The organism is Amycolatopsis lexingtonensis, from assembly GCF_014873755.1.
In the GTDB taxonomy this organism is placed as follows: domain Bacteria; phylum Actinomycetota; class Actinomycetes; order Mycobacteriales; family Pseudonocardiaceae; genus Amycolatopsis; species Amycolatopsis lexingtonensis.
Map to the genome: position 1 here is coordinate 2124113 of NZ_JADBEG010000001.1, position 24253 is coordinate 2148365.

The following is a 24253-nucleotide window of genomic DNA, read 5'->3' on the forward strand; positions in this document are numbered from 1 at the left end:
CCCCAAAAGCCGTGAAGGCCTCCTTCACGGGCATAAAAGCCGGTAAGGAGGCCTTCACGGACCTTCGTCAGAGCGAGCTGATCAGGCGTTCCACGCGCTCGTCGACCGAGCGGAACGGGTCCTTGCACAGGACCGTGCGCTGGGCCTGGTCGTTCAGCTTCAGATGCACCCAGTCGACCGTGAAGTCGCGGCCCGCGGCCTGGGCGGCGGCGATGAAGTCGCCGCGCAGCTTCGCGCGGGTCGTCTGGGGCGGGGTGTCCTTGGCGGCCTCGATCTCGCCGTCGTCGGTGACCCGGCGGACCAGGCCCTTGCGCTGGAGCAGGTCGAAGATGCCCCGGCCACGGCGGATGTCGTGGTAGGCCAGGTCGAGCTGCGCGATCCGCGGGCTGGACAGGTCCAGGTCGTGCTTGTGCCGGTAGCGCTCGACCAGCCGGTGCTTGATCGCCCAGTCGATCTCGGTGTCGATCTTGCCGAAGTCCTGCTGCTCGACCGCGTCCAGCGCCCGGCCCCACAGCTCGACGACGCGCTCGTTCGCCGGCGTCGACCCGTTTTCCTTGAGGTGCTGGACCGCGCGGGCGTGGTACTCGCGCTGGATGTCCAGCGCCGACGCCTCGCGCCCGCCGGCCAGCCGGACCTGCCGGCGGCCGGTGAGGTCGTGGCTGATCTCGCGGATCGCCCGGATCGGGTTGTCCAGGGTGAAGTCGCGGAACTGGACACCGGCCTCGATCATCTCGAGTACCAGGTTCGCCGAGCCGACCTTGAGCATGGTCGTCGGCTCGGCCATGTTCGAGTCGCCCACGATGACGTGCAGCCGCCGGTAGCGCTCGGCGTCGGCGTGCGGCTCGTCGCGGGTGTTGATGATCGGCCGCGAGCGGGTGGTCGCGCTCGAGACGCCCTCCCAGATGTGCTCGGCCCGCTGCGAGAGGCAGTAGACCGCCCCGCGCGGCGTCTGGAGCACCTTCCCGGCGCCGCAGATGAGCTGCCGGGTCACCAGGAACGGCAGGAGCACGTCCGCGATCCGGGAGAACTCGCCCGCGCGGGTCACCAGGTAGTTCTCGTGGCAGCCGTAGGAGTTGCCCGCGGAGTCGGTGTTGTTCTTGAACAGGAAGATGTCGCCGCCGATGCCCTCGTCGGCGAGCCGCCGCTCGGCGTCGACCAGCAGGTCCTCGAGGATGCGCTCCCCGGCCTTGTCGTGGGTGACCAGCTGGACGAGGTCGTCGCACTCGGCCGTCGCGTACTCGGGGTGCGAGCCCACGTCCAGGTAGAGCCGGGAGCCGTTCGACAGGAAGACGTTCGATGAGCGTCCCCACGAGACGACCCGCCGGAAGAGGTAGCGCGCCACCTCGTCGGGCGAGAGCCTGCGCTGTCCGTGGAAGGTGCACGTGACCCCGAACTCGGTCTCGATGCCAAAGATCCGCCGCTGCATTCCACCAGAGTAGGCGCTGGACCCCCTTCGACGGTGCGCCGTTCGGGCGTCGACACGCCCCCGGTATGCCACAGACGGTGAAATCCCCCCGATTCAGGCACGATTGGAGCACTGCTCTTGACGACTTGGGGAAGGCGACTCCTTGACACACCAGCTCATCCAGGCCTTCCGGCGGGTCGGCCGCACCGATCGCGCCCTCATGCGGCGCAGCGCCGCCCTGCCGGCCACGAAGGCCGATGACGCGCTGATGGCGTTGTCCAGATCGGCTAACAAGTCGCACCTGTGGTGGGGGGTCGCGGCGCTGCTCGCGGCGCGCAAGGGCCCCACCCGGCGGGCCGCGCTGCGCGGGGTGGTCGCGATCGCCGGCGCCAGCGCCGCGGCGAACCTCCTCGGCAAGCCGCTGTTCCCACGCCGTCGCCCGGCCGAGGAGGAGGTGCCGATGCACCGCCGCCTGCGGAAACGGCCCACCTCGTCGTCGTTCCCGTCCGGGCACTCCGCGTCTGCGGCCGCCTTCGCGACGGCGGTGGCGATGGAGTCGCCGCGAGCCGGGCTCGCCGTGGCCCCGCTGGCGCTGGCCGTCGCGTACTCGCGGGTGCACACGGGCGTGCACTGGCCCTCCGACGTCGGCGTCGGCCTGGCCATCGGCACCGGCGTGGGCCTGGCCACCCGGCACTGGTGGCCGCTGCACGACGACGTCCCCGGCCGCACGGCCCACGACGCCGACGCGCCCGAGATGGTCGACGGCGACGACATGCTCGTGCTGGTCAACCCGAAGTCCGGGATCGACGGCCAGGACCCGACCGAGGACGCCCGGCACGCCTGGCCGAAGGCCGAGATCCTCTACCCGGACCCCGAGCAGGACCTGATCGCCCAGCTCGAGAGCGAGATCGACGCCCGCGGGACGGTCCGCGCGCTCGGTGTCGCGGGCGGGGACGGCACCGTGGCCGCGGTCGCCGCGGTCGCCGCCGAACGCGACCTGCCACTCGCCCTCATCCCGGCGGGCACCCTCAACCACTTCGCCCGCGACGTCGGCGTCAGCTCCATGCCCGACGCCGACGCCGCGACCGAGCTCGGCAACGCCGTCGGCATCGACCTCGGCGAGGTCCGGATCGAGGGGGCCGGCGAGCCCGCGCACCGCTGGTTCGTCAACACCGCCAGCCTCGGCGGCTACCCGGAGATGGTGCGGTTGCGGGAGAAGCTGCAGGAGAAGCACCCCAAGTGGCCCTCGGCGGCGATCGCGCTGGCCAGGACACTGCGGAACGCCAAGCCGCTGACCGTCCGGCTCAACGGCAAGCTCATCCAGGTGTGGCTGCTGTTCGTCGGCAACGGCACGTACGCGCCGAAGGGGTTCGCGCCCAGCCGACGTCCCGCACTCGACACCGGCCTGCTCGACATCCGCTACCTGCGCGCCGACCTGCCCTACTCGCGTGCCCGGTTCCTGGCGGCGATGCTCACCCGGACCCTCGCCGCCAGCCACGTCTACCAGGAGCTCGACCTGCCCGAGCTGGACGTCGAACTGCTCGACGGCCACCGCCGCGTCGCCACCGACGGCGAGGTCGGCCCGCTCGGCAACCGGTTCCGCTTCCGGTCCCGGCCCAGCGCGCTCACCATCTACCGCCTTTAGCCGCTCTTTACCTTCTCTCAACAAACCCACAGCGATCTCTGGCTAGCTTCGCGAGCGAGGTGCGGGTGATCATGCCCGCGGCCAGGGGACGAGCGGGGATGCGATGGACGGGCACGGGGTGGCGCGCGCCTTTCACGGGGTCGCCGCCGATCCGGTGCTGCCGGGTGACGTGACCGCGAGGGCCCGCGACCTGGGCCCGCTCGAGTCGCCGATGATCTGGCTGGCCTTCGCGTCGGCTGCCGTCGCGGTGCTCGCCGTCGTGGTCGCGCTCTGGTACCGCCGCCGGGTGCGGCGCTGGGGGTTCACCGCCTTCGGGGTGCTCCTGCTGCTCGCCGCGGTAACTGCGCTGAACAGCTACGTCGGGTACGTCCGCACCTCCGACGACCTCGCGCGCCTGCTGCAGAAGGGCCCCGGCCCGGTCAACCTGGCCGGGCGCCTGCTCGACGACGGCAAGGAGGCCCCGTCCGCCCCGAAGGCCAGTGCGCCGACAAGGACGTCCGGCGGCCAGCGCGTGGACGTGCTGAACGTGCCCGACCCGGCGCACGGCGTCCCGTCGGGCAGCAACTACGTCGTCCTGCCGCCGGGCTACGACCAGGACACCGCCCGCCGCTACCCGGTCGTCTACCTCATCCACGGCTACCCGTTCGGCGGCCCCCGCGACTGGCTGACCTCCGGCGACGCGCCCGGCACGCTCCTGGCGCTGCAGCAGGCCGGCGTGATCGCCCCGATGATCGTGGTCAGCGTCGACCTGACCGCCGGCAACCCCAGCACCGACTGGGAGTGCCTGGACGTCCCCGGCGGCCCCAAACTGGAGACGTACCTGACGGCGACGGTGGTCCCGGCCGTCGACCACCACTACCGCACCCTCGCCGACCGCGGCCACCGCGCACTGGGCGGCATGTCCGGCGGCGGCTTCGGCGCGCTGAACATCGGGCTGCACCACGTCGACGAGTTCGCGACCCTGGTGATCGCCCTCCCCTACGACGACCTCAACGACTCGATCGGCATCCTCGGCGGCGACCAGGCCGCCATCGCCGCGAACACCCCGCGCCGGTACCTGCCGACCATGAAGTTCACCGCGCCGATCTCGGTGATGCTGGCCGTCGGCACGGGCGCCCCGACCGACGTGACGACCGCCCACCGGATCGCGGACTCCCTGCGGGCCCGAGGGCAGGAGGCGGTGGTGCACGCCGAGCGGGGCTTCAACCACACCTGGCACACGGCCCGGGCGACGCTGCCGTACTTGCTGGCGTTCGCGGACCAGAACTTCCGGGCGTCCCCGGCGACTTCCTGAAAGCCGGTTGCGCCGCAGGAGACCCTGGAGCATGGACCTCGCGACGCACTACGCCACCGGCCCGGCCGAAGCCGCCCGCCTCGCCCGCACCCCGCACGGCAGGCTCGAGTTCCTGCGCACGCGCGAGCTGATCCGGCGTTTCCTGCCGCCACGCGCCGTCGTGCTCGACGCCGGTGGCGGCACCGGCGTCCACGCGGCGTGGCTCGCCGCCGACGGGCACGAGGTGCACCTGCTCGACCCGGTACCGGCCCACGCCGACCAGGCGCGGAGGCACCCGGGCGTCACCGCCGGGATCGCCGACGCCCGCGCGCTGCCCGTGGCGAGCGCCGGCTGCGACGCCGTGCTGCTCCTCGGCCCGCTCTACCACCTCGTCGAGAGCGCGGAGCGCGCCCGGGCCCTCGCCGAAGCCCGCCGAGTGCTGCGCCCGGGCGGACTCCTCGCGGCCGCGGGCATCAGCCGTTGTCTCTCCCTGCTGGAGACAGCCACGTCGGGCGCGCTCACGCCGGACCGCGAGGAGCGGGTCCGCGCGGCGCTCGACACCGGCGTCTACGACGGTCACGTCGGATTCGTCCCCACGCACTGGCACACCGCCGCCGAACTCCACCGCGAGATCGCGACCGCCGGTTTCAGCGGGACGACCGTGTACGGCGTCGAAGGTCCGGCCTGGCCCGCGCTCGACGTGGCCGGACTCGACCGGTTCGACGACCTGGCCGACTCGGCCCTGCGCGCGGCCCGGATCGCCGAGCGGGACCCGCGGCTCATCGACACCAGCGCCCATCTGCTCGCCATCGCCCGCCGCTGAACGCGAAAGCGGGGCGCGGCCGGTGGCCACGCCCCGCTTTGCTCAGGAACTCACTCGCCGTCCGGCTTCGCCTCCGGCTCTTCGCCCGCCGGGTCCGGGACCGGCAGCAGTGCGTCCAGTGCCGCCCCGGTCAGGCGGCGGAACGCGCGGCGCGGGCGGTCGCGGTCCAGGACCGCCACCTCCAGCTTGATCGGGTCGGCCTCGCCGTTGCCGTTCGCCGCGGCCGCGTTCGACGACGAGGTGGACGAAGACGACGAGGACGTCGTCGCCGGCTGGGTCGGGGTGCGCAGGGCGGCCACCGCCACGCTCAGCGCGCCCTGGAGGTCCAGGCCGTCCTCGAAGGTTTCCTTCAGCTTCGCCGCGATCTTCTCGTTCTGGCCGCCCATGACCACGTACTGCGGCTCGTCGAAGATCGAGCCGTCGTACGTCAGCCGGTACAGCTGGTCCTCGGCCGAGGTCGCGGCGACCTCCGCGACGCAGACCTCGACCTCGAACGGCTTCAGCTGCTCGGTGAAGATGCTGCCCAGCGTCGCCGCGTAGGCGTTCGCCAGCGCCCGCGCGCTCACGTCACGCCGGTCGTACTGGTAGCCCTTGAGGTCCGCGTGGCGGATGCCCGCCACGCGCAGGTTCTCGAACTCGCTGTAGCGCCCGACCGCCGCGAAACCGATGCGGTCGTAGATCTCGGACACCTTGTGCAGGGTCGCCGACGGGTTCTCCGCCACGAACAGCACGCCGCCCGCGTACTTCAGCACCACCACGCTCCGGCCGCGCGCGATGCCCTTGCGCGCCAGCTCGGAACGCTCCCGCATCAGCTGCTCGGGAGAGGCATACAACGGCATCGTCACGGTGTGCGCTCCAGGTCTTTCGGTGTTCCTACGTTCACTGGTCCGGCTCCGCGTCAGGCGAGCCGGCGCTGCTGGCGCTCGATCCGCCCCTGCACGACAGCCTCCGCGACGGCCGCGGTCTCCGACTCCGGCAGCTGCACGGCGCCGTGCTCCGCGGTGATCGTCACGACGCTCGGGAAGATCCGCCGCACGAGGTCCGGGCCGCCGGACGCCGTGTCGTCGTCCGCCGCGTCGTACAGCGCTTCCACCGCCACCCGGATCGCGCCTTCGACGTCGGCGTCCGGGTCGTGCAGCTTCTTCAGCGCCGATTTCGCGAACAGCGAACCCGAGCCGATACCCGCGTAGCCGCCGTTCTCCTCGTAGCGGCCGCCCGCGGCGTCGTACGAGACGATCCGGCCCGCGTGCTTGGCGTCCTCGGCTTCCAGGTCGTACCCGACGAACAGCGGGATGGCCGCCAGCCCGGCCATCGCCATCTCGAGGTTCGCCTTGACCATGCCGGCCAGCTTGTTCGTCTTGCCGTCCAGCGACAGCGAAACGCCCTCGATCTTTTCGTAGTGCGCCAGCTCGACCGCGTACAGCCGCACCATCTCCACGGCCAGCCCCGCCGTGCCCGCGATGCCGACCGCCGAGTACTCGTCGGTGACGTGCACCTTCTCGATGTCGCGGCTCGCGATCAGGTTGCCCGACGTCGCCCGCCGGTCACCCGCGATCAGCACGCCGCCCGCGAACGTGCAGGCCACGATCGTCGTCCCGTGCGGCACGCCCAGTTCGGCCGCACCACCCGTCACGCGCCGCTCCGGAAGCAGCTCCGGCGCCTGTACCCGCAAGAAGTCGGAGAACGACGACGTCGCCGATGAGAAGTACGCGGCAGGCAGCGCGGGACCCGAGATGCCCCTGGTGTTGTCCATACGTGCTCAAAAGTCCCATCTGTGCGGGCCGGAGCCCCGCGCGCGCCAACGGCCACGCGGAACCCCGGCCGCCGGCTGAACGGTCGGCAAGGGCGCAGTGCCCCGGTGCGGCTACTCGCCGCCCTTCTGCACGTAGGCCCGGACGAAGTCCTCGGCGTTCTCTTCGAGCACGTCGTCGATCTCGTCGAGGATCGTGTCGACGTCCTCGCCGAGCTTTTCGCGCCGCTCCTGACCCGCCGCGCCGGTGTCGTCGAACTCCTCGTCGGAGTCACCACCGCCGTGCTTTTCGATCTTTTCCTGGGCCATCTCGCCTCCCGGTGTGGCTGATGTTTCCTAGCCTACCCAGCGGCCCCGACATTCGGGGTCACGCCGCGATCGCTGGTGCGTCCCGCCTAGTCCGAACCGGTGAGCGCCTCCACGAGCTCTTCCGCGGTCGCCGCGTTGTCCAGCAGCTTGCCGACGTGCGCCTTCGTCCCCCGCAACGGCTCCAGGGTCGGGATGCGCACCAGTGACTCCTTGCCCACGTCGAAGATGACCGAATCCCACGACGCGGCCGCGATCGACGCCGCGTACTTCTCCAGCGCCCGGCCCCGGAAGTACGCCCGCGTGTCCGACGGCGGCGTCGTGACCGCGGCGAGCACCTCTTCCTCCGAGACCAGCCGCTTCATCGAGCCGCGCGTCACCAGGCGGTTGTACAGGCCCTTGGCCAGGCGCACGTCCGAGTACTGCAGGTCGACCAGGCGCAGCCGCGGCGCGCCCCAGGCCAGGTTGTCCCGCTGCCGGTAGCCCTCCAGCAGCCGCAGCTTCGCCGGCCAGTCCAGCCGGTCGGCGCACTCCTGCGGGTCGCGCGCCAGCGCGTCCAGCACCTCGCCCCAGACCCGCAGGACCTCCTTCGACGCCTGGTCGGCGCCCGTGCGCTCCAGGTTCTGCGAAGCGATCTCGTGGTAGGCGAACTGCAGGTCGAGACCGGTGTACTTCTTGCCGTTCGCCAGCGCGACCTGCGTCTTCAGCGTCGGGTCGTGGCTGATCTGGTGCACCGCCTTGACCGGCTCGTCGAGCTTCAGGTCGTCGAAGCGGATGCCCGACTCGATCAGGTCCAGCACCAGCGCCGTCGTCCCGACCTTCAGGTACGTCGAGTACTCCGACATGTTCGCGTCGCCGATGATGACGTGCAGCCGGCGGTACTTGTCCGCGTCCGCGTGCGGCTCGTCGCGCGTGTTGATGATCCCGCGCTTCAGCGTGGTCTCCAGGCCGACCTCGACCTCGATGTAGTCCGCACGCTGGGAGAGCTGGAACCCGGCCTCTTCACTCTGCTGGCCGATCCCGACCCGGCCCGAGCCGGTCACCACCTGCCTCGACACGAAGAACGGCGTCAGCCCCGCGATCACCGCGGTGAACGGCGTCGACCGCGCCATCAGGTAGTTCTCGTGCGTGCCGTAGCTCGCGCCCTTGCCGTCGACGTTGTTCTTGTAGAGCTGCAGCTGCGGCTGGCCCGGGACGGACGCCGCCTTCAGCGCGGCCTCCTCCATCACCCGTTCGCCCGCCTTGTCCCAGATGACCGCGTCGCGCGCGTTCGTCACCTCGGGCGCCGAGTACTCCGGGTGCGCGTGGTCGACGTACAGCCGCGCCCCGTTGGTCAGGATGACGTTCGCCGCGCCCAGGTCCTCGACGTCCGGGTCGTGGCCCGGCCCGCCGGGGCCGGTCAGGTCGAACCCGCGCGCGTCCCGAAGCGGGCTCTCCACCTCGTAGTCCCACCGCGCCCGGCGGGCGCGCGGGATGTCGGCCGCGGCCGCGTAGGCCAGCACGACCTGGGTGGAGGTGAGTACCGGGTTCGCCGTCGCGTCGCCCGGCACGGAGATGCCGTACTCGACTTCGGTTCCCATGATCCGCCGCATGTCCCCACCCTACGGGGTCGTCCTAGTGGAACGATGCACCCATGCCAGGCAGTGACGAACTCGTTGCCCTCTATGACCAGGCCGGCTCGGTGGTCGGCGAGACCACCCGCGCCCGCGTCCGCGCCGACGCCCTGTGGCACGCCGCCGGCGTCGTCCTGGTCCGTTCGAGTGACGGAAAAGCCGTCTACGTGCACCTCCGCACCCCGGACAAGGACGTGTTCCCCTCGACCTGGGACTGCTGGGCCGGCGGCGTGGTCGCCGCGGGCGAAACCCCGGCCGAGTGCGCCCGCCGCGAACTGGCGGAAGAACTCGGCGTCCACGGGGTGGAACCCGTTCCCCTGTTCACCAAGGTCTACGACGACGGCCGCAACCGCTGCCACAACTTCGCCTTCGAGGTCCGCTGGGACGGCCCGATCCGCCACCAGGCCGAAGAGATCGTCGAAGGCCGCTGGATCCCGCTCGAAGAGCTGCGCGCCTGGATCGACGACCCGGCACCCGCGCTGCCCTTCATCCCCGACGGCCGCGAAGGCGTCCAGGAGTGGTTCCGCCGCTACGGCTGAGCGGCCAGCTTCGCCGCCATGGCGGGCAGCAGGCGCTTGGCCGCGTCCACGGCCCGCGCCTCGGTGCTCGCCGAGACCGTCAGCTCGGACACGAGCGTTCCCCTGGCCAGCAGCACCGTGCAGGTCTTGCCGTCGCGCCAGGCTTGCTGCCGCTCGACCCCGGGCTGGGCGGGGACGTTCACCGTCTTGCCCGCGCACTCGTTTTCCGCGACCGCCTGAGCGGCCGAGGAGTCCGGGAACACCAGGACGCGGTGGCTCAGCTCCGAGCCGCTGGAGTAGCGCCAGGTCGCGGTCCGGCTCCCCGCCGACGGCCCGTCCGCCAGGCACCCCGCGATCTCGCTCGAGCCGGGCTGCACGCCCTCCTCCGCGACGTCCGCGTCGGACAGCAGCGCGCGTTCCGCGAGCAGACCGGGATCGGGCGCCGGCGGCGTGACCGGGGCGGCTTCCGCCCGGCTCACCGGCGCTTCGACGGTCGTGACCGGCGCGGACGTCGGCGCCGGATCGTCGTAGTACGTCTCGAGGTTGTTCGGATCGGGCCCTTCGCAGGCCGTCAGGCCGACCAGCGCGACCGCGGCCAAGGCGACCACCTGACGATGACGCACCCGGCCTCCTGTCGTCGGTTTCCGTGCCTGCGAAGGGTAGTGCAGCCGCTCAGTCCCACTGCAAGGAGGACCGGTGTCGCCAGTACTCCTGCGGGTTCTCGGCGAGGTCCGCGAGCGCGCCGCGCTCCTCGGCGCTCAGGGCAAGCGTGGTGGCGCGCAGGTTCGCCGCCAGCTGGGCCGGGCTCGCCGGGCCGATGACCGCGCGGTCCGCCCAGTCCTGTCCCAGCACCGCGGCCACAGCGACCGCGTCCGGCCCCGTCTCGTGCGCCGCGGCGACGTCGAGGACGGCGGGCGGCGCCTCGACGGCGAGCCGGCCGTTGGCCAGGGTTTCCTTGACCAGGACCCGCTTCCCGGCCGCGTGCGCCGCCTCGAGGGCGCGACCGGCGGAGGGCTCCAGGACGTTCCACGTCGACTGCACGGCCGAAAACACCGGCTGCCCGGCGACTTCCAGCGCGAACGCCCGCTCGATCGCGTCGGCCTGCTTCGGCCCGGACGTCGAGAACCCCACCGCCACGCCGTTCGCGGCGAGCTCCGCCAGCGCCTCGACCAACGGCTCGTCGGTGAACAGTGGACTGTCCACAGTGAGCGAATGGACCTGGTAGAGCCCGACCCGCTCCCCCAGCAGCGCCAGGGTTTCCGCCCACTGCGCGGCGAACCGCGCCGCCGAGTGCTCCTTCACCTCGTGCACTTCGGCGTCGAGCCGCCACTGCCCGACGTAGGCGTAGCCCCACTTGCTCGAGACCTCGACGTCGGCGTGGCCGCGCTCGGCGAGCCAGCCGGCCAGGAACTCCTCCGAGCGCCCGTACGACCGGGCGACGTCGACGTGCCGGACCCCGGCGGCGTAGGCGTCGTCGAGGACTTCGAACGTCGCCGCGCGCATCGAAGCGACGTCCCGCACCGGCGGCAGCGCCCCGTCGCGGCCCAGGTTGATGTACGCGGGCCTGCCGAGCGCGGCCAGGCCCAGTGCGATGCGGTCCACGGCGCCCCTCACGCGGTCTGCTTGTGCCGCAGGATCGCCAGCCACTGGCCGGAGTTCTGCGCCTGGCGGTGGAGCTTCTCCAGCCGCGCGGCCGGAGCCCGGACGTAGCCCTTGCCGAAGACGGGCGCGATCTGGCGGAGGCTCGCGCCCCCTTCGCGGGCCGCGAGCAGCAGCCAGTCCGACGCGTCGGCGCAGGCGGCCGACGCGCGGCGGAACTCCCCGAGCAGGTCGATGAGCTCCTGGGCGCCCACCTCCCCCGCCTCGACGGCGGCGGCCGTCGTCTCGAGCCAGGCCAGGACGTCGGATTCGGTGATGGGCGCGCGAGGCCGCCGGGTTTCTTCGCTCACGGCCCGGAAGTATAGGTCGTTATACGCCGGTATGGTGGGAGGGAAGCCATGACGACACGCACCGAATCCGAGCCTGACGTCGAGCACCTGCTCGACGTCTTCAAGGCGCTCGCGAACCCGGTCCGGCTCCAGGTCCTGCGGTGGCTGCGGGAGCCGGAGCGGCACTTCCCGGTCGAGCGCGCGATCGCCGACCCGGCCGAGGTCGGCGTGTGCGTGAGCCACATCCAGGAGAAGCTGGGGCTCGCGCAGTCGACCGTGTCGGCGTACATGGCGTCGCTCCAGCGCGCCAGCCTGGTCCGGGCGACGCGCGTCGGCAAGTGGACGCACTACAAGCGCGACGAGGCCCGGATCGCGGAGTTCGTCGCCGTGCTCGGCCACTCCCTCTGATCCCCTCCCCTGCCGTTCGACGACCTCCCCGCTGCGTCTCACATCGTAAATATGCGATACTTCGATACATGGGCACGATCGAGAACATGCGGCTCGGCCGCTACGGCATCTGGACGTTCGACTTCGAGAACCAGCCGGCCGGCCTGATCCGGGACTCCGTGCAGGAGCTGGAAGAGCTCGGCTGGCCGGCCGTCTGGATCCCCGAAACCGAGCGACGCGAAGCCTTGACGCACGCGGGGTTCCTGCTCGCGGCCACCGAGCGCCTCACCGTCGTCAACGGGATCGCGCAGATCTGGGCCCGCGAGCCCCAGTGGACCCACGGCGGCGCCCGGCTCCTGGCCGAGGCCTACCCGGACCGCCACCTGCTGGGCCTCGGCTACGGCGGCGGCGGCAAGCCCGGCACCCGGCCACTGCAGGCGATGACCGATTACCTCGACGCCCTGGACGCCTTCCCCGCCTCCGGGACGCCGATCCGGCGGCTGCTCGCCGCGTACGGGCCGAAGATGCTGGAACTGGCCCGCGACCGCTCGGCGGGCGCGCACACCTACCACGTGACCCCGGAGCACACGGCCCAGGCACGCGAGATCCTCGGCGACGGCCCGTTCCTCGGCGTCGAGCACGCCGTGCTGTTCGAGACCGACGCGGCCGAGGCGCGGGCGACCGCCCGCGCCCACCTGCACACCTACCTCACGTCGAAGTACAACATCGCCAAGTTCCTGCGCCTCGGCTACACCGAAGCGGACATCGACAGCGGCCGCGGCAGCGACCGCCTCGTCGACGACCTCGTCTTCTGGGGCGACCTCGACACGATCACCGCCAAGCTGGGCGCCCACCTCGACGCCGGTGCCGACCACGTCGGCATCCAGGTGCTCGGGGCCGGACCGAGCACCTCCGTCATGCCACACTGGCGCCGGCTGGCCGAAGCGCTGCTACCCGCCGGCGTCGCGTAGCCCGAACCGCGCGGTGCAGTGCCACACGCGCTTGAGCACCTGGGGATCGTGCCGCCCGGCGCGGACGGCCTCGCCGATGACGCGGGCGTCCAGCCACCCGTTTTCGGCGATGTCCGCGCCGGCCCGCACAACGTCCTCGCCGCGGTAGTCCGCGTGCTCGGCCAGGACGGCCACGGAGAGCCGGAACCCGTGGTGCCAGTACGTCGGGCAGCCGAACCCGGCGGCCGCGGCCTCGACGTCGGTGCCGCGGAACGCCGGGTCCAGCACCAGCGCCGCGACGTCGGACGGGACCAGCAGCGGGCCGTGGACGTGCGCCTCGATGTAGTCGTCCAGTTCGTCCGGCGCGTCCGCTTCGACGAGCGGGAGCAGCGGCAGGTGCGCGACCGTGCCGAAGTCCGCCGGCTCGCGAAAGCTGTCGGGGTAGCAGAACGTCACCCGCGTGAGCACTTCCCGCTTCAGGCGCAGGTGCGAGGAGCCGAACCGGACCGACCCGCCCGCGGGACGGCGGCGGTGGTTGAGGGAGCCGTACTTCGGCCGCGCCGACGGCGGCAGGTCGTCGTAGACGCCGCCGAAGATCCGGTGCTCCCAGCGCCACCGGTCACCGCCGACGTGCGCGGTCAGGCCGCCGTTGCCGGTCCCCGTCTCGAACTGCGAGCGGTAGACGCCGTCGGCGCGCAGGTGCCGCAGCAGCGGGACGTTCCCCACCAGGCGTTCCGGGTGGAAGTGCACGGTGACGTCGAGGTCTTCGGGCAGCGGCGGCCCGGTCACCCGGCCGGCGACGTGGCGCACCGCCGCCTGCCAGCGCGGTTTCCCGTTCCCCCGGGCCATGGGCGTCACCCTACTCCCGCGCGGTATAGGTCGTTATACACAAGGCGAGGTCCGAAAACCGCTGGCTTCGGGAGCCGCCCGCCGGATTGACTGCGCCCATGCGACTGGCGGGTTTCGGGGTCACGGTGCGGTTCGCGCTGCTGGCCGTGGTCTGGGGTGCGAGTTTCCTGTTCATCAAGGTGGGGCTGAGCGGCCTCTCCCCCGCGCAGGTCGCGCTCGCCCGGGTGGCGCTCGGCGCGCTCGCGCTCGGGTTCGTGCTGGCCGTGCGCCGGCGCCCGCTCCCCCGGGATCCCGTGCTGTGGGGTCACCTCGCCGTCGTGTCGGTACTGCTGTGCGTGGTGCCGTTCCTCTTGTTCTCGTGGGCGGAGCAGTACATTTCGTCCGGTTTGGCCAGTATTTTCAACGCGACCACCCCGCTCATCACGATGCTGCTGGCGGCCGCGGCCCTGCCCGAGGAACGGTTCACCCCGCCGAAGGTCGCCGGGCTGCTGCTGGGTTTCCTCGGGGTGCTCACGATCGTCGGCGTGTGGCACGGCGTCGACGTCTCCCACCAGCTGACCGCGCAGCTCGCCTGCCTCGGCGCGACCACCTGCTACGGCGCCTGCTTCGTGTACATGCGCCGCTTCGTCTCCCCGCGCGGGACGGACCCGGTGGTCGTCGCGTTCGGGCAGACCGCGGCCGCGACCGTGCTCTTGGGACTGCTCGCCCCGGTCATCGCCACGGCACCGGTGCACCTGGACCTCGCCGTGGTGGCGAGCATGGTCGCACTCGGGGTGTTCGGCACCGGGCTGGCCTACGTCTGGAACGTCCGCATCATCGCCGCCTGGGGCGCGGCCAACGCCTCGGCGGTCACGTACCTGACGCCGGTCGTCGGGGTGCTGCTCGGGGTGCTCGTGCTGGGCGAACCGGTGAGCTGGAACCAGCCGGCCGGCGCGCTCCTCGTGGTGCTGGGCATCCTGGCCGCCCACGGCCGGCTGCGGGCGCGCCGCGCCGCCGAGCCGGAGCTGGTCCGCCCCTAGACACGCAGGTGGGGCGGTGCGCCGAAGCGCACCGCCCCATCGGCTTGTTCGCACCTACAGGTACTGACCGGTGTTCGTGGCGGTGTCGATCGCCCGCCCCGAGTCCTGGTTCTTGCCGGTGACGAGCGTGCGGATGTAGACGATCCGCTCGCCCTTCTTGCCGGAGATCCGGGCCCAGTCGTCCGGGTTGGTGGTGTTGGGCAGGTCCTCGTTCTCCGCGAACTCGTCGACGATCGCGTCGAGCAGGTGCTGCACGCGGAGACCCGGCTGCTTGGTCTCCAGCACCGACTTGATCGCCGACTTCTTGGCCCGGTCCACGATGTTCTGGATCATCGCGCCCGAGTTGAAGTCGCGGAAGTACAGGACTTCCTTGTCCCCGTTGGCGTAGGTCACCTCGAGGAACCGGTTCTCGTCGCTCTCCTCGTACATCCGCTCGACGGTGTGCTGGATCATCGCGTCGAACGTCGCCTTGGCGTCGCCGCCGAACTCGGCGAGGTCGTCGGCGTGGATCGGCAGGCCTTCGGCCAGGTACTTGGAGAAGATGTCCTTCGCGCCTTCGGCGTCCGGACGCTCGATCTTGATCTTGACGTCGAGCCGGCCCGGCCGCAGGATCGCCGGGTCGATCATGTCTTCGCGGTTGGAGGCGCCGATGACGATGACGTTCTCCAGGCCTTCGACACCGTCGATCTCCGACAGCAGCTGCGGCACGATCGTGGTCTCGACGTCGGACGACACGCCCGACCCACGGGTCCGGAAGATCGAGTCCATCTCGTCGAAGAACACGATCACCGGGGTGCCTTCGGAGGCCTTCTCCCGCGCTCGCTGGAAGATCAAGCGGATGTGCCGCTCGGTCTCGCCGACGAACTTGTTGAGCAGCTCGGGGCCCTTGATGTTCAGGAAGTAGGACTTCCCGTCCTCGTTTTCGCCCCGCGCCGCGGCCACCTTCTTGGCCAGCGAGTTCGCCACCGCCTTCGCGATGAGCGTCTTGCCGCAGCCCGGCGGGCCGTAGAGCAGGACACCCTTCGGGGGCCGCAGCTGGTACTCCTGGTACAGGTCCGCGTGCAGGAACGGCAGTTCCACCGCGTCCCGGATCTGCTCGATCTGCCGGGTGAGGCCGCCGATGTCCTCGTAGCGGACGTCCGGCACCTCCTCCAGCACCAGGTCCTCGACCTCCGCCTTCGGCACGCGCTCGTACGCGTAGCCGGCCTTGGAGTCGACCAGGAGCGAGTCGCCCGGCTTGAGCGGCTGCTCCGCCAGCAGATCGGAGAGCAGGACCACCCGCTCCTCGTCCGCGTGCCCGACCACCAGCGCGCGAAGGCTGCCGCCCTCGACGTCCGGCGCGAGCACCTCGCGCAACGCGCACACTTCACCGGTGCGCTCGAAACCGCCGCCTTCGACCACGGTGAGGGCCTCGTTGAGCCGCAGCGCCTGGCCGCGCCGCAACGACGAGATCTCGACCGCGGGCGAAACCGACACCCGCATCTTCCGGCCCGCGGTGAAGACGTCCACCGTGTTGTCCTCGTACGCCTCGACGAAGACGCCGTACCCGGACGGTGGCTGGGCCAGCCGGTCGACCTCTTCGCGGAGAGCGAGGAGCTGTCCTCGCGCTTCACGCAGCGTCTCGACCAGTTTGGTGTTGCGCTCGGTGAGCTGGCTCACCCTTTCCGAGGCCTCGGCGAGTCGTTGTTCGAGAACTCGGTTCTGCCGTGGCGAGTCCGTCAGTTTGCGGCGCAGCAGCGCCACTTCTTCCTCGAGAAAACGGATCTGCCGAGCCTGCTCGTCCGCCGTCGTCCCAGCTCCGGATGTTGCTGAAGGGTCGGCCTCCTCGCGCCGACCTCCGGGAAGGTCATGATGCATCGGGCACCTCCTCGGAGTGCTTTTCATTCCACGGTACCGGCGATCACCGACAAGAAAAGGCCTTTCCGGATCACAAGATCGGCGCGTCGCGGTTCGCCGGCCTTCCCCAGCACGGACATTCCCGCAGCGCAAGCGGCCATTTCGGTGCCGTGGCACGGGTGTGTCGCGGGTCCGACCGGGCCGGGGTGAAACAAGCACGACGGGAGTACCCCGTCCTCGCGGTGCCCAACCGGCGGGACAACGGGCAATTCCGGCCAGTTCCGCCCTAACCGCGCGGCGGACGGGCCCGGTGGCTAGCATCGGGCCGACATCGGCACCGTCTGCCGGGTCTCTTCGAAGGACGCTAGGGGGCACCACTCATGACCTACCCGCCGCAGCAGCCGGGCGGCTACGGCCAGCAGCCCGGGGGCTACGGGCAGCAGCCCGGGCCCTACGGCCAGCCCCAGCAGGGCGGCTACCCCCAGAGCGGACCGCAGCAGCAGCCGGGCTACGGCGGCACCCAGCAGTTCGGGCAGCCGGACCCGTACGGCCAGCCCCAGCAGTACGGCCAGTCCGACCCGTACGGGCAGCCCCAGCAGGGCGGTTACCCGCCCCAGACGGGCGCTCAGCCCCAGCAGGGCTACCCCCAGTACGGCCAGCAGGACCAATGGGGCCAGCCCCAGCAGCAGGGCTTCGGCGGCTACGACCAGTACGGCGGCGGCTTCGGCGACGCGCCCCCGCCCAAGAAGAAGAAAACCGGCCTCATCGTCGGCATCGCGGTCGGCGCGGTGGTCCTCGTCGGCGGCGGTGTGACCGCGTTCGTCCTGGCCAACAAGGATGACGACAGCACCACCGCCGCCCCGCCGGCCAGCAGCAGCTCGGCCGCGCCGACGTCGGCACCCAAGACGTCCGCTTCGAAGCCCAAGACCACGTCGCCGACCCGGCCCTCGACCAGCGGCAGCAAGCCGGCGAGCGGCCCGGCCCCGGCCGGCCAGGCCAGCTCGAAGGAGCTGTTCGACACGACGATCGCGGCCTACAACGCCAGCGACGAGAAGGCGCTCGGCGACGTCATCTGCCGCAGCGTCTACGAGGGCAGCACGGGCGACATCCCGAAGGTCACGGTCAAGCTGACCGGCGAGCCGACCGAGACCGGCGACAAGGCCACCGTGCGCTATTCCGCCACGGACGGGAGCAAGACCAAGGTCGGCACCATGTCCGCGCAGAAGGAATCCGGACTGTGGTGCCTGTCCAACGTGAAGGCGGACGGCTCGTGAGCCGCCGCCGGCGGTGAAGCGCGCGCTCGTCGCCGGGCTGGTCCTGCTCGGCGTGGCCGGCGTGGGCGTGGTGCTGGGACTGCTGCTCGTCGCGCCGTCCGGTGCCCCGCCCGCGCCCTCGGACACGCCCCGGCCAGCCCGGCCGTCGCCGTCCCCCTCGCCGAGCGCATCGGACACGGCGGCGGTCGGCGTCCTGGCCAAGGCGATCGTCGACGCCATCGCCCGGCACGACTCGGCGGCGTTCGGCAGGCTGACCTGCCGCCCGCAGAGCGCGGAGGCACTGGCCGGGCTGCAGCGGACGTGGGACGCGGCCGGCCCGGTCACGGCGACCCTGGCGGAACCGCCGGAGGTGCGCGGCGAGTCCGCCACCGCGAAGGTGCACGTGGAAGCGGCGGGCGGCACCAAGGACACGCCGTTCCCCCTGCACAAGGAGAGCGGCCGCTGGTGCGTGCCGGGTTAGCCCTTGCCCTTGGCCGGGCGGCGCGACACGCGCGGTGAGACGGTCCCGTCCGCCAGGCGGCGCGCGGTGAGCAGGAACGCCGTGTGGGCGACCATCCGGTGGTCCGGGCGGACGGCCAGGCCGACGACGTGCCACGGGCGCATGAGCGTTTCCCACGACTCGGGCTCGGTCCAGCACTGCTGCTCGCGCAGCGACTCGGTGACCCGCGAAAGCTGCGTCACGGTCGCGACGTAGACGGTCAGCACGCCGCCCGGCACGAGGTGGGCGGCCACGTTCGGCAGCTGCTCCCACGGGGCCAGCATGTCCAGCACGACCCGGTCGACCTCGCCTTCGTGCGAGGCCAGGTCGGCGACGGTGAGCGACCAGTTGGCCGGCTTCTCGCCGAAGAACTTCACGACGTTCTGCTCGGCGTGCACGGCGTGGTCTTCGCGGATCTCGTAGGACTGCACGCTCCCGGCCGGGCCGACCGCGCGCAGCAGCGAGCACGTCAGCGCGCCCGAACCGGCACCCGCCTCGAGGACTCGCGCGCCCGGGAAGATGTCGCCCCACATGACGATCTGGGCGGCGTCCTTCGGGTAGATCACCTGCGCGCCGCGCGGCATCGACAGCACGTAGTCCGGCAGGAGGGGACGCAGCGCGAGGTAGGTGGAGCCGCCCGCGGACGTCACGACCGACCCTTCAGGACGGCCGATCAGGTCGTCGTGGGCGAGGCCGCCGCGGTGCGTGTGGTACTCACCGCCGTCGGCCAGCGTCAGGGTGTAGTGGCGCCCCTTCGAGTCGGTCAACTGCACCCGATCACCCGCGCGAAACGGTCCGCTGACCGACAACACTTCCTCCTGTACCCCGAATGGCCGACGACAGATCTTCGCAGGCCGCCCGGGGCGCGGCGTCAGCGGGTGCGGCGGTTCAGCGCGGCCCGCAGGTCGTCCCGGCGCAGCACGCCCGCCGGACGGCCCTCGTCGTCGACGACGAGGAACTGCCACGCGGCCGTCTCGCGGACCCGCTCGACGACGTCCTCCCCCGGCTCCGACGCCAGGAGCACGGTCTCGGCCCGGATCGGCTCGGCGGCCAGCTCGGCCGGCGCGTGCGGCGACGTGCTCGCGAGCCGCTCCGCCGCGCCTTCGTCGAGCAGCCCGGCCGCGACACCGTCGGCCCGGACCAGCACCACGCCCCGGCCCGCCGACGCGGCCAGCGCGTCCGACACCGGGCTTTCGGCGGGCAGCTGCAGCACCGGCCGCACCAGCTCGCCGAGCACCAGCCCCTCCGGCCACGTGCGGCGCGCCTCGGCGGCCAGCTCCGAGCGCGCGCCGAGGATGACGAACCACGCCGTGACGACGCAGACACCCAGCCGCAGCCAGCGGTCCGGGCTCGCGGTGGCCAGGCCCCACAGCGCCCAGACGAGCAGCCCCGCGGCCACGACCGCCCCGCCGGCGACCGCGGCGCGCGTGCCCTTCGAGCGGATCCCGGTGGCCGCCCAGACCCCGGCGCGGACCAGCCTGCCGCCGTCGAGCGGCAGCCCGGGCAGCAGGTTGAACACGCCGACGGCGAGGTTCGCCACGGCGCACTCGGCCACCAGGAGCCAGACCGCGCCGTCCGGCGGCACGGCGAACATCAGCAGGCCGCAGAACGCCCCGAGCAGCAGCGACACCGCCGGCCCGGCCGCGGCGACCAGTCCTTCCTGGCCGGGCCGCTTGGGTGTGCGGGCCACTTCGGACAGGCCGCCGAGCAGGAACAGGCGCAGCCGCCGCACGGGGATCCCCAGCCGCAGCGCGACCAGGCAGTGCCCGAGCTCGTGCGCGAGCACGGAAAGCCCCAGCAGCAGTGCGAACGCGCCGGCCAGCAGCCACGAGGTGACGGTGGAGGCGTCCGGGAGCAGCCGCCCGACGAGCGGCGCGTAGAGCACGACGACGATCAGCGAGCCGATCCACCAGGACGGCGCCAGCAGCACGGGGACGCCGGCGACGCGGAAAAGCACGAGCCCGCCGTCCGGGCGGACGGCCTGCCGGGTGCCCCCGGTGCCCTGTTCACTGGTCGCGGCCATGCCCGAGAGCCTAGAGCCCTGGGTGTGGGGAGCGGGTGATCCGGCCCGGATGGTGTCGCGCACCCGCGTGTCCTGAATGACTCATTCAGGTCTTCGGTGGTCTTGAATGAGTCATTCAAGACACTCGGCGGCGGACAGAACTGCGGGCCGGTCGCCACACCGCAACCCGGGGACCGGCGGAAAGCGCTCCCACCCGGTGGCTTCTCCCCACCTCGACGCCGGTGCGGGCGTTGCGGTCGCCGGAACTGTCGTACCCCGGCGTTACGCTCTGCCCATGCCCGACGCCGACACCGTCACCACGGAACCCCCAGCCGCCGCCGTCGCCACCGAGGTGCGGCGGCGGCCCGCGTTGTCGCCGTCACGGGCCAGTGACTTCAAGCAGTGCCCGCTGCTCTACCGGTTCCGCGCGGTCGACCGGCTGCCCGAGGTGCCGACCAAGGCGCAGCTGCGCGGCACGCTCGTCCACTCGGTGCTGGAGCGGCTGTTCGCCTTGCCCGCCGCCGAGCGAGTCCCAGCGCAGGCGCGCGAGCTGCTCGGCCCGGCGTGGACCGACCTGTCCGCGGACCGTCCGGAGTGGACCGAGCTGTTCGACGACGAAAAGCCCGACGAGCACGCGGAGTGGCTGCGCTCGGCGGAAAAGCTGCTGGACGCCTACTTCGAGCTGGAAGACCCGCGGCGGCTGGAACCGGAGGCGTGCGAGTTGCACGTCGAGATCGAGCTCGGCTCCGGTGTCCTGCTGCGCGGCTACATCGACCGCCTGGACGTCGCGCCGACCGGCGAGATCCGGGTGGTGGACTACAAGACCGGGGCCGCGCCGCGGGAAATCGGCGAGGCCAAGGCGATGTTCCAGATGAAGTTCTACGCCGTCGTGCTGTGGCGGCTGCGCGGGATCGTGCCGCGGCAGCTGAAACTGATGTACCTCACCGACGGTCAATCGCTGGCCTACACCCCGGACGAAGCCGAGCTGCTCCGCTTCGAGCGCACCCTCGAAGCCATCTGGCAGGCCATCCTCAAGGCGGGCAAGACCGGCGACTTCCGCGCGAACAAGAGCAAGCTGTGCAACTGGTGCGACCACCAGGCGCACTGCCCCGAGTACGGCGGCACCCCGCCCGAATACCCCGGCTGGCCGGAGCCCGGCGCGGGCGAGGAGACGCCGCTGGACCGGGCCGACTGATGGCCGACGCGTTCTACGTCCCGCTCGGCGAAGGCCGGTTCGCCGCGACCGCGCACACCGCCGGCCCGTGGTCCTCGGAGTCGCAGCACTTCGGGCCGCCGTCGGCGTTGCTGGTGCGGGCCCTCGAAAACGTCGAACCCGCGCACCCGGCCGAACTGGCCAGGGTCACCGTCGAAATCCTCGGGCCGGCCCCGGTCGCCGAACTGACCGTGCGGGCCCGGGTGGAGCGCCCCGGCCGGTCGGTCGAGCTGCTGCAGGCGGAGCTGGCGAGCGCGGAGCGCGTGGTGGCCCGCGCGTCGGCGTGGCGCGTCGCGACCTCGGACACCGCCGAGATCGCCACTGACGGCGGGCCGATGCTGCCCGCGCCGGACAGCGTCACGGAGTCGCCGTGGCCGGAGGGCTGGCAGAGCGGCTACCTCGACGCGGTGGAGTGGCGCGCGGTCCGCGGTGGCATGGACGTGCCCGGCCCGGCCGCGGTCTGGGCCCGGCAGCGCGTCCCGCTGGTCGACGGCGAAGAGCCGAGCGGGCTGCAGCGGCTGTTCACCATCGCCGACTCCGGCAACGGCGTGTCGAACTTCCTCGACCCGCGGCAGTGGTGGTTCATCAACTCCGAGCTGACCGTCCACCTGCGGCGGGTGCCGGCGGGCGAGTGGCTCGGCCTGGACGCGGTCACGCTGGTCGGCGAGCACGGCATCGGCACGGCGACGAGCATCCTCCACGACGCGAGCGGCCCGCTGGCCACCGGCGCGCAGGCGCTGATGGTCCGGCCGCGACAGGCCGGGGGCGGATAGCCACCCACAATCGGCCCGGATCCAATAACCTTCGCGGAACGACCGACTTGAGGAGCGCTCCGGTATGCAGATCACCTCGGTGGTCAACCAGAAAGGCGGGGTCGGCAAGACCTCGCTGAGCGTCGGCACCGCGGCCGCGCTGGCCGAGCGGGGCCGGCGGGTGCTGCTTATCGACCTCGACCCGCAGGGCCACGCGACGACCGAGATGCTCGGCCTGTCCGAGGTCCGCGGGGACACGCCGACCCTGGCGAAGGCGCTGGCCAAGACGTGGAAGGGGCCGATCGAGGAGCTCGTCGTCCCGCACCCGCGCAGCAACCTCGGCAAGGGCGGCGCACTCGACGTCGTGCCTACGTCACCGGGGATGTTCGACCTGATCCGGCGGCTCGACTCGTTCCGCGTACCCGGCTGGCAGCTGGCGCGGGTCATCCAGTTCGCCAACTACGACCACTGCGTCATCGACTGCCCGCCGGCGCTCGACGTGCTGACGAACAACGCGCTGGCGGCGTCGCACGGCATCCTCGTGCCGGTCCAGCCGGACAAGACGAGCATCCGCGCGCTGCGGCTGCTGGCCGACCAGGTCCGGTACGTCGAGCAGACCGTGGGGCGGCAGCCGCTGTCGTGGTTCGGGCTGGTGCCGAGCCTCTACCGGCGGCCGATCTCGCACTACGCGGCCGCGGCGCTGCAGGAGATGTACGAGTTCGGCATCCCGATGCTGTCGCACCTGCCGCTGGGCGTGGTGATGAACGAAGCGGCCGCGCACGGCGTCCCGGTGACGACCTACGCCCCGGAGACGTTGCAGGCGCTGTCGTTCCGCGAGATCGCGGGCACCCTCGACGGCTACCTGGAGCAGAACCAGGCCCCGGCCGTCGTGCCCGCGGACGAGGAGTTCGTCTTCGAGGACTTCATCTCCGAGGTCGCGGTGGCGCGCAACGTCAACGACAACGGCGTCCGCAAGGGCCTCTACGACCTGCTGCCGAAGAAGCCCAACCGGCCGCGCTGAGGTTCGGCGCGGCCGGCCGGGCTCCAGGGGTCAGAGTCGGCAGGAGCGGATGTCCGACGCCAGGATCGCCTTGGCGCCCACTTCGGCCAGCTCGTCCATGATCCGGTTGACGTCCTTGCGCGACACCATCGCGCGCACGGCGACCCAGTCTTCGTCGGCCAGCGGGGCCACCGTCGGCGACTCGAGGCCCGGCGTGATGGCGATCGCCCGCTCGACGAGCGTGCGCGGGCAGTCGTAGTCCAGCATCAGGTACTGCTGCGCGAACACGACCCCGCGCAGCCGCGCCGCGAGCTGCGACTTGGCCTTGCTCTCCGCGGTCCCCTTGCGCTGCAGCAGCACCGCTTCGGAGACGCAGATCGGGTCACCGAAGGCCACCAGGTTGTTCTGGCGCAGCGACCGCCCGGACTCGACCACGTCCGCGATCGCGTCCGCGACGCCGAGCTGGATCGAGATCTCCACGGCGCCGTCGAGGCGGATCACTTCGGCCTCGACGCCGTGGCGGGCGAGGTCGTCGCGGACCAGCCGCGGGTACGACGTCGCGAGCCGCTTGCCGTGCAGGTCCGCCGGCTTCCAGTCCTTGCCCGCCGGGGCGGCGTAGCGGAACGTCGAGCCGCCGAAGCCGAGTGCCTGGATCTCCTCGACCGGCGCGCCGGAGTCGAGCGCGAGGTCCCGGCCGGTGATGCCGAGGTCGAGTTCGCCGGAGCCGACGTAGATCGCGATGTCCTTGGGCCGCAGGAAGAAGAACTCGACCTCGTTCACCGGGTCGAGCACGGTCAGGTCGCGCTGCTCATGCCGCTTGCGGTAGCCCGCCTCGCCGAGCATCTCCGTCGCCGCGGCGGCGAGGGCTCCCTTGTTCGGCACGGCAACACGCAGCATTTCGCTCTTCTCCTCGTTCAGCGGTGGACCACCCGTCACAGGTAGCGGTAGACGTCCTCGGTCGACAGACCGCGGCCGAGCATCAGCACCTGCACCCGGTACAGCAGCTGGGAGATCTCCTCGGCGAGGCGGTCGTCGGACTCGTGCTCGGCGGCGATCCACACCTCGCCGGCTTCCTCGAGCACCTTCTTGCCCTGGGCGTGCACCCCGGCGTCCAGGGCGACGACGGTGCCGGACCCGTCGGGACGGGTACGCGCGCGCTCGGCAAGCTCCGCGAACAGCTCATCGAAGGTCTTCACGATCTGCAGATCCTTCCACCCCGGCCCCGCGGGCGC

At 71.8% G+C, this 24253-nt stretch carries 26 protein-coding genes; 12 read left to right on the forward strand and 14 right to left on the reverse strand.

Features of this window, described 5'->3' with window-relative positions; translation table 11 throughout:
• Positions 1–67: 67 nt before the first annotated feature.
• Complete coding sequence (gene pafA / locus H4696_RS09930) at positions 68–1426, reverse strand: Pup--protein ligase (RefSeq protein ID WP_086858819.1); 1359 nt, start codon at positions 1424–1426, stop codon at positions 68–70.
• Positions 1427–1625: 199 nt separating this feature from the next.
• On the opposite strand from pafA, the gene H4696_RS09935 reads away from it, so the two are divergent.
• The 3 genes from H4696_RS09935 (at position 1626) to H4696_RS09945 (ending at position 5146) form a co-directional block, all read left to right on the forward strand.
• On the forward strand, positions 1626–3050 hold the full coding sequence (locus tag H4696_RS09935; RefSeq protein WP_420831556.1) for a bifunctional phosphatase PAP2/diacylglycerol kinase family protein: 1425 nt from the start codon (positions 1626–1628) through the stop codon (positions 3048–3050).
• 103 nt (positions 3051–3153) lie between these two features.
• Positions 3154–4344: an alpha/beta hydrolase gene (locus H4696_RS09940; RefSeq protein WP_086858821.1), complete on the forward strand. Its 1191-nt coding sequence runs from the start codon at positions 3154–3156 to the stop codon at positions 4342–4344.
• Between the two features lie 31 nt (positions 4345–4375).
• Complete coding sequence (locus H4696_RS09945; RefSeq protein ID WP_086858822.1) at positions 4376–5146, forward strand: class I SAM-dependent methyltransferase; 771 nt, start codon at positions 4376–4378, stop codon at positions 5144–5146.
• Positions 5147–5196: 50 nt separating this feature from the next.
• On the opposite strand, the gene prcA is transcribed toward H4696_RS09945, so the two are convergent.
• The 4 genes from prcA to dop form a co-directional block, all read right to left on the reverse strand.
• On the reverse strand, positions 5197–5991 hold the full coding sequence (gene prcA, locus H4696_RS09950) for a proteasome subunit alpha (protein WP_086858823.1): 795 nt from the start codon (positions 5989–5991) through the stop codon (positions 5197–5199).
• Between the two features lie 53 nt (positions 5992–6044).
• Entirely contained in the window at positions 6045–6899 is an 855-nt protein-coding gene (prcB, locus tag H4696_RS09955) for a proteasome subunit beta (RefSeq protein ID WP_192782222.1), read from the reverse strand.
• A 111-nt stretch (positions 6900–7010) separates the two neighbouring features.
• Entirely contained in the window at positions 7011–7205 is a 195-nt protein-coding gene (locus tag H4696_RS09960; RefSeq protein WP_013226725.1) for a ubiquitin-like protein Pup, read from the reverse strand.
• A gap of 86 nt (positions 7206–7291) precedes the next feature.
• Positions 7292–8794, reverse strand: coding sequence for a depupylase/deamidase Dop (gene dop / locus H4696_RS09965; protein ID WP_086865718.1), 1503 nt, complete (start codon positions 8792–8794; stop codon positions 7292–7294).
• A 41-nt stretch (positions 8795–8835) separates the two neighbouring features.
• Between dop and H4696_RS09970 the strand changes: the two genes are divergently transcribed.
• Positions 8836–9354, forward strand: coding sequence for an NUDIX hydrolase (locus H4696_RS09970; protein WP_192782223.1), 519 nt, complete (start codon positions 8836–8838; stop codon positions 9352–9354).
• Here the strand turns inward: H4696_RS09970 and H4696_RS09975 are convergent.
• From H4696_RS09975 to H4696_RS09985, 3 genes are read right to left on the reverse strand one after another with little or no spacing between them, the layout of a single operon-like run.
• Positions 9345–9956 carry a hypothetical protein gene (locus tag H4696_RS09975; RefSeq protein WP_338078663.1) on the reverse strand — a complete coding sequence of 204 codons (612 nt, stop codon included), beginning with the start codon at positions 9954–9956 and terminating at the stop codon, positions 9345–9347. The genes H4696_RS09970 and H4696_RS09975 overlap by 10 nt on opposite strands.
• Positions 9957–10005: 49 nt before the next feature.
• Positions 10006–10947, reverse strand: a complete 942-nt coding sequence (locus H4696_RS09980) for an aldo/keto reductase (RefSeq protein WP_086856968.1) — start codon at positions 10945–10947, stop codon at positions 10006–10008.
• Entirely contained in the window at positions 10944–11282 is a 339-nt protein-coding gene (locus H4696_RS09985; RefSeq protein WP_086856967.1) for a hypothetical protein, read from the reverse strand. The genes H4696_RS09980 and H4696_RS09985 overlap by 4 nt, the downstream gene beginning before the upstream one ends.
• 48 nt (positions 11283–11330) lie before the next feature.
• On the opposite strand from H4696_RS09985, the gene H4696_RS09990 reads away from it, so the two are divergent.
• Entirely contained in the window at positions 11331–11669 is a 339-nt protein-coding gene (locus tag H4696_RS09990; RefSeq protein ID WP_086856966.1) for an ArsR/SmtB family transcription factor, read from the forward strand.
• A gap of 68 nt (positions 11670–11737) precedes the next feature.
• Positions 11738–12619 (forward strand): TIGR03620 family F420-dependent LLM class oxidoreductase, encoded by an 882-nt coding sequence (locus tag H4696_RS09995; RefSeq protein ID WP_086856965.1) that lies wholly within the window; start codon positions 11738–11740, stop codon positions 12617–12619.
• Here the strand turns inward: H4696_RS09995 and H4696_RS10000 are convergent.
• Positions 12599–13447: a DUF3626 domain-containing protein gene (locus H4696_RS10000; RefSeq protein ID WP_086856964.1), complete on the reverse strand. Its 849-nt coding sequence runs from the start codon at positions 13445–13447 to the stop codon at positions 12599–12601. The two genes, H4696_RS09995 and H4696_RS10000, sit on opposite strands and share 21 nt — an antisense overlap.
• A 98-nt stretch (positions 13448–13545) precedes the next feature.
• Between H4696_RS10000 and H4696_RS10005 the strand changes: the two genes are divergently transcribed.
• Complete coding sequence (locus H4696_RS10005; RefSeq protein WP_086856963.1) at positions 13546–14466, forward strand: DMT family transporter; 921 nt, start codon at positions 13546–13548, stop codon at positions 14464–14466.
• A gap of 54 nt (positions 14467–14520) precedes the next feature.
• Here H4696_RS10005 and arc read toward each other — a convergent pair whose 3' ends face one another.
• The gene (gene arc / locus H4696_RS10010) at positions 14521–16323 is read right to left on the reverse strand and encodes a proteasome ATPase (protein ID WP_086856962.1); all 1803 of its coding nucleotides are present in this window, start codon (positions 16321–16323) and stop codon (positions 14521–14523) included.
• 359 nt (positions 16324–16682) lie between these two features.
• On the opposite strand from arc, the gene H4696_RS10015 reads away from it, so the two are divergent.
• Both H4696_RS10015 and H4696_RS10020 read left to right on the forward strand, forming a co-directional pair.
• Positions 16683–17576, forward strand: a complete 894-nt coding sequence (locus H4696_RS10015) for a hypothetical protein (protein WP_086856961.1) — start codon at positions 16683–16685, stop codon at positions 17574–17576.
• Positions 17577–17589: 13 nt separating this feature from the next.
• Positions 17590–18036 carry a hypothetical protein gene (locus H4696_RS10020; RefSeq protein WP_086856960.1) on the forward strand — a complete coding sequence of 149 codons (447 nt, stop codon included), beginning with the start codon at positions 17590–17592 and terminating at the stop codon, positions 18034–18036.
• Here the strand turns inward: H4696_RS10020 and H4696_RS10025 are convergent.
• Both H4696_RS10025 and H4696_RS10030 read right to left on the reverse strand, forming a co-directional pair.
• Complete coding sequence (locus tag H4696_RS10025) at positions 18033–18863, reverse strand: tRNA (adenine-N1)-methyltransferase (protein WP_086856969.1); 831 nt, start codon at positions 18861–18863, stop codon at positions 18033–18035. The two genes, H4696_RS10020 and H4696_RS10025, sit on opposite strands and share 4 nt — an antisense overlap.
• Before the next feature lie 62 nt (positions 18864–18925).
• Entirely contained in the window at positions 18926–20077 is a 1152-nt protein-coding gene (locus H4696_RS10030) for a M50 family metallopeptidase (RefSeq protein WP_192782224.1), read from the reverse strand.
• A gap of 274 nt (positions 20078–20351) precedes the next feature.
• Between H4696_RS10030 and H4696_RS10035 the strand changes: the two genes are divergently transcribed.
• The 3 genes from H4696_RS10035 to H4696_RS10045 all read left to right on the forward strand — a co-directional run bounded on the left by H4696_RS10035 (position 20352) and on the right by H4696_RS10045 (position 23042).
• Positions 20352–21251, forward strand: coding sequence for a RecB family exonuclease (locus H4696_RS10035; RefSeq protein WP_086860485.1), 900 nt, complete (start codon positions 20352–20354; stop codon positions 21249–21251).
• On the forward strand, positions 21251–22042 hold the full coding sequence (locus H4696_RS10040; RefSeq protein ID WP_086860487.1) for a thioesterase family protein: 792 nt from the start codon (positions 21251–21253) through the stop codon (positions 22040–22042). The genes H4696_RS10035 and H4696_RS10040 overlap by 1 nt, the downstream gene beginning before the upstream one ends.
• 64 nt (positions 22043–22106) lie before the next feature.
• Positions 22107–23042 carry a ParA family protein gene (locus H4696_RS10045; protein ID WP_086860489.1) on the forward strand — a complete coding sequence of 312 codons (936 nt, stop codon included), beginning with the start codon at positions 22107–22109 and terminating at the stop codon, positions 23040–23042.
• 30 nt (positions 23043–23072) lie between these two features.
• Here H4696_RS10045 and hisG read toward each other — a convergent pair whose 3' ends face one another.
• Both hisG and H4696_RS10055 read right to left on the reverse strand, forming a co-directional pair.
• On the reverse strand, positions 23073–23918 hold the full coding sequence (hisG, locus tag H4696_RS10050; protein WP_086860499.1) for an ATP phosphoribosyltransferase: 846 nt from the start codon (positions 23916–23918) through the stop codon (positions 23073–23075).
• A 35-nt stretch (positions 23919–23953) separates the two neighbouring features.
• On the reverse strand, positions 23954–24217 hold the full coding sequence (locus H4696_RS10055; RefSeq protein ID WP_086681128.1) for a phosphoribosyl-ATP diphosphatase: 264 nt from the start codon (positions 24215–24217) through the stop codon (positions 23954–23956).
• Between the last annotated feature and the right edge of the window lie 36 nt (positions 24218–24253).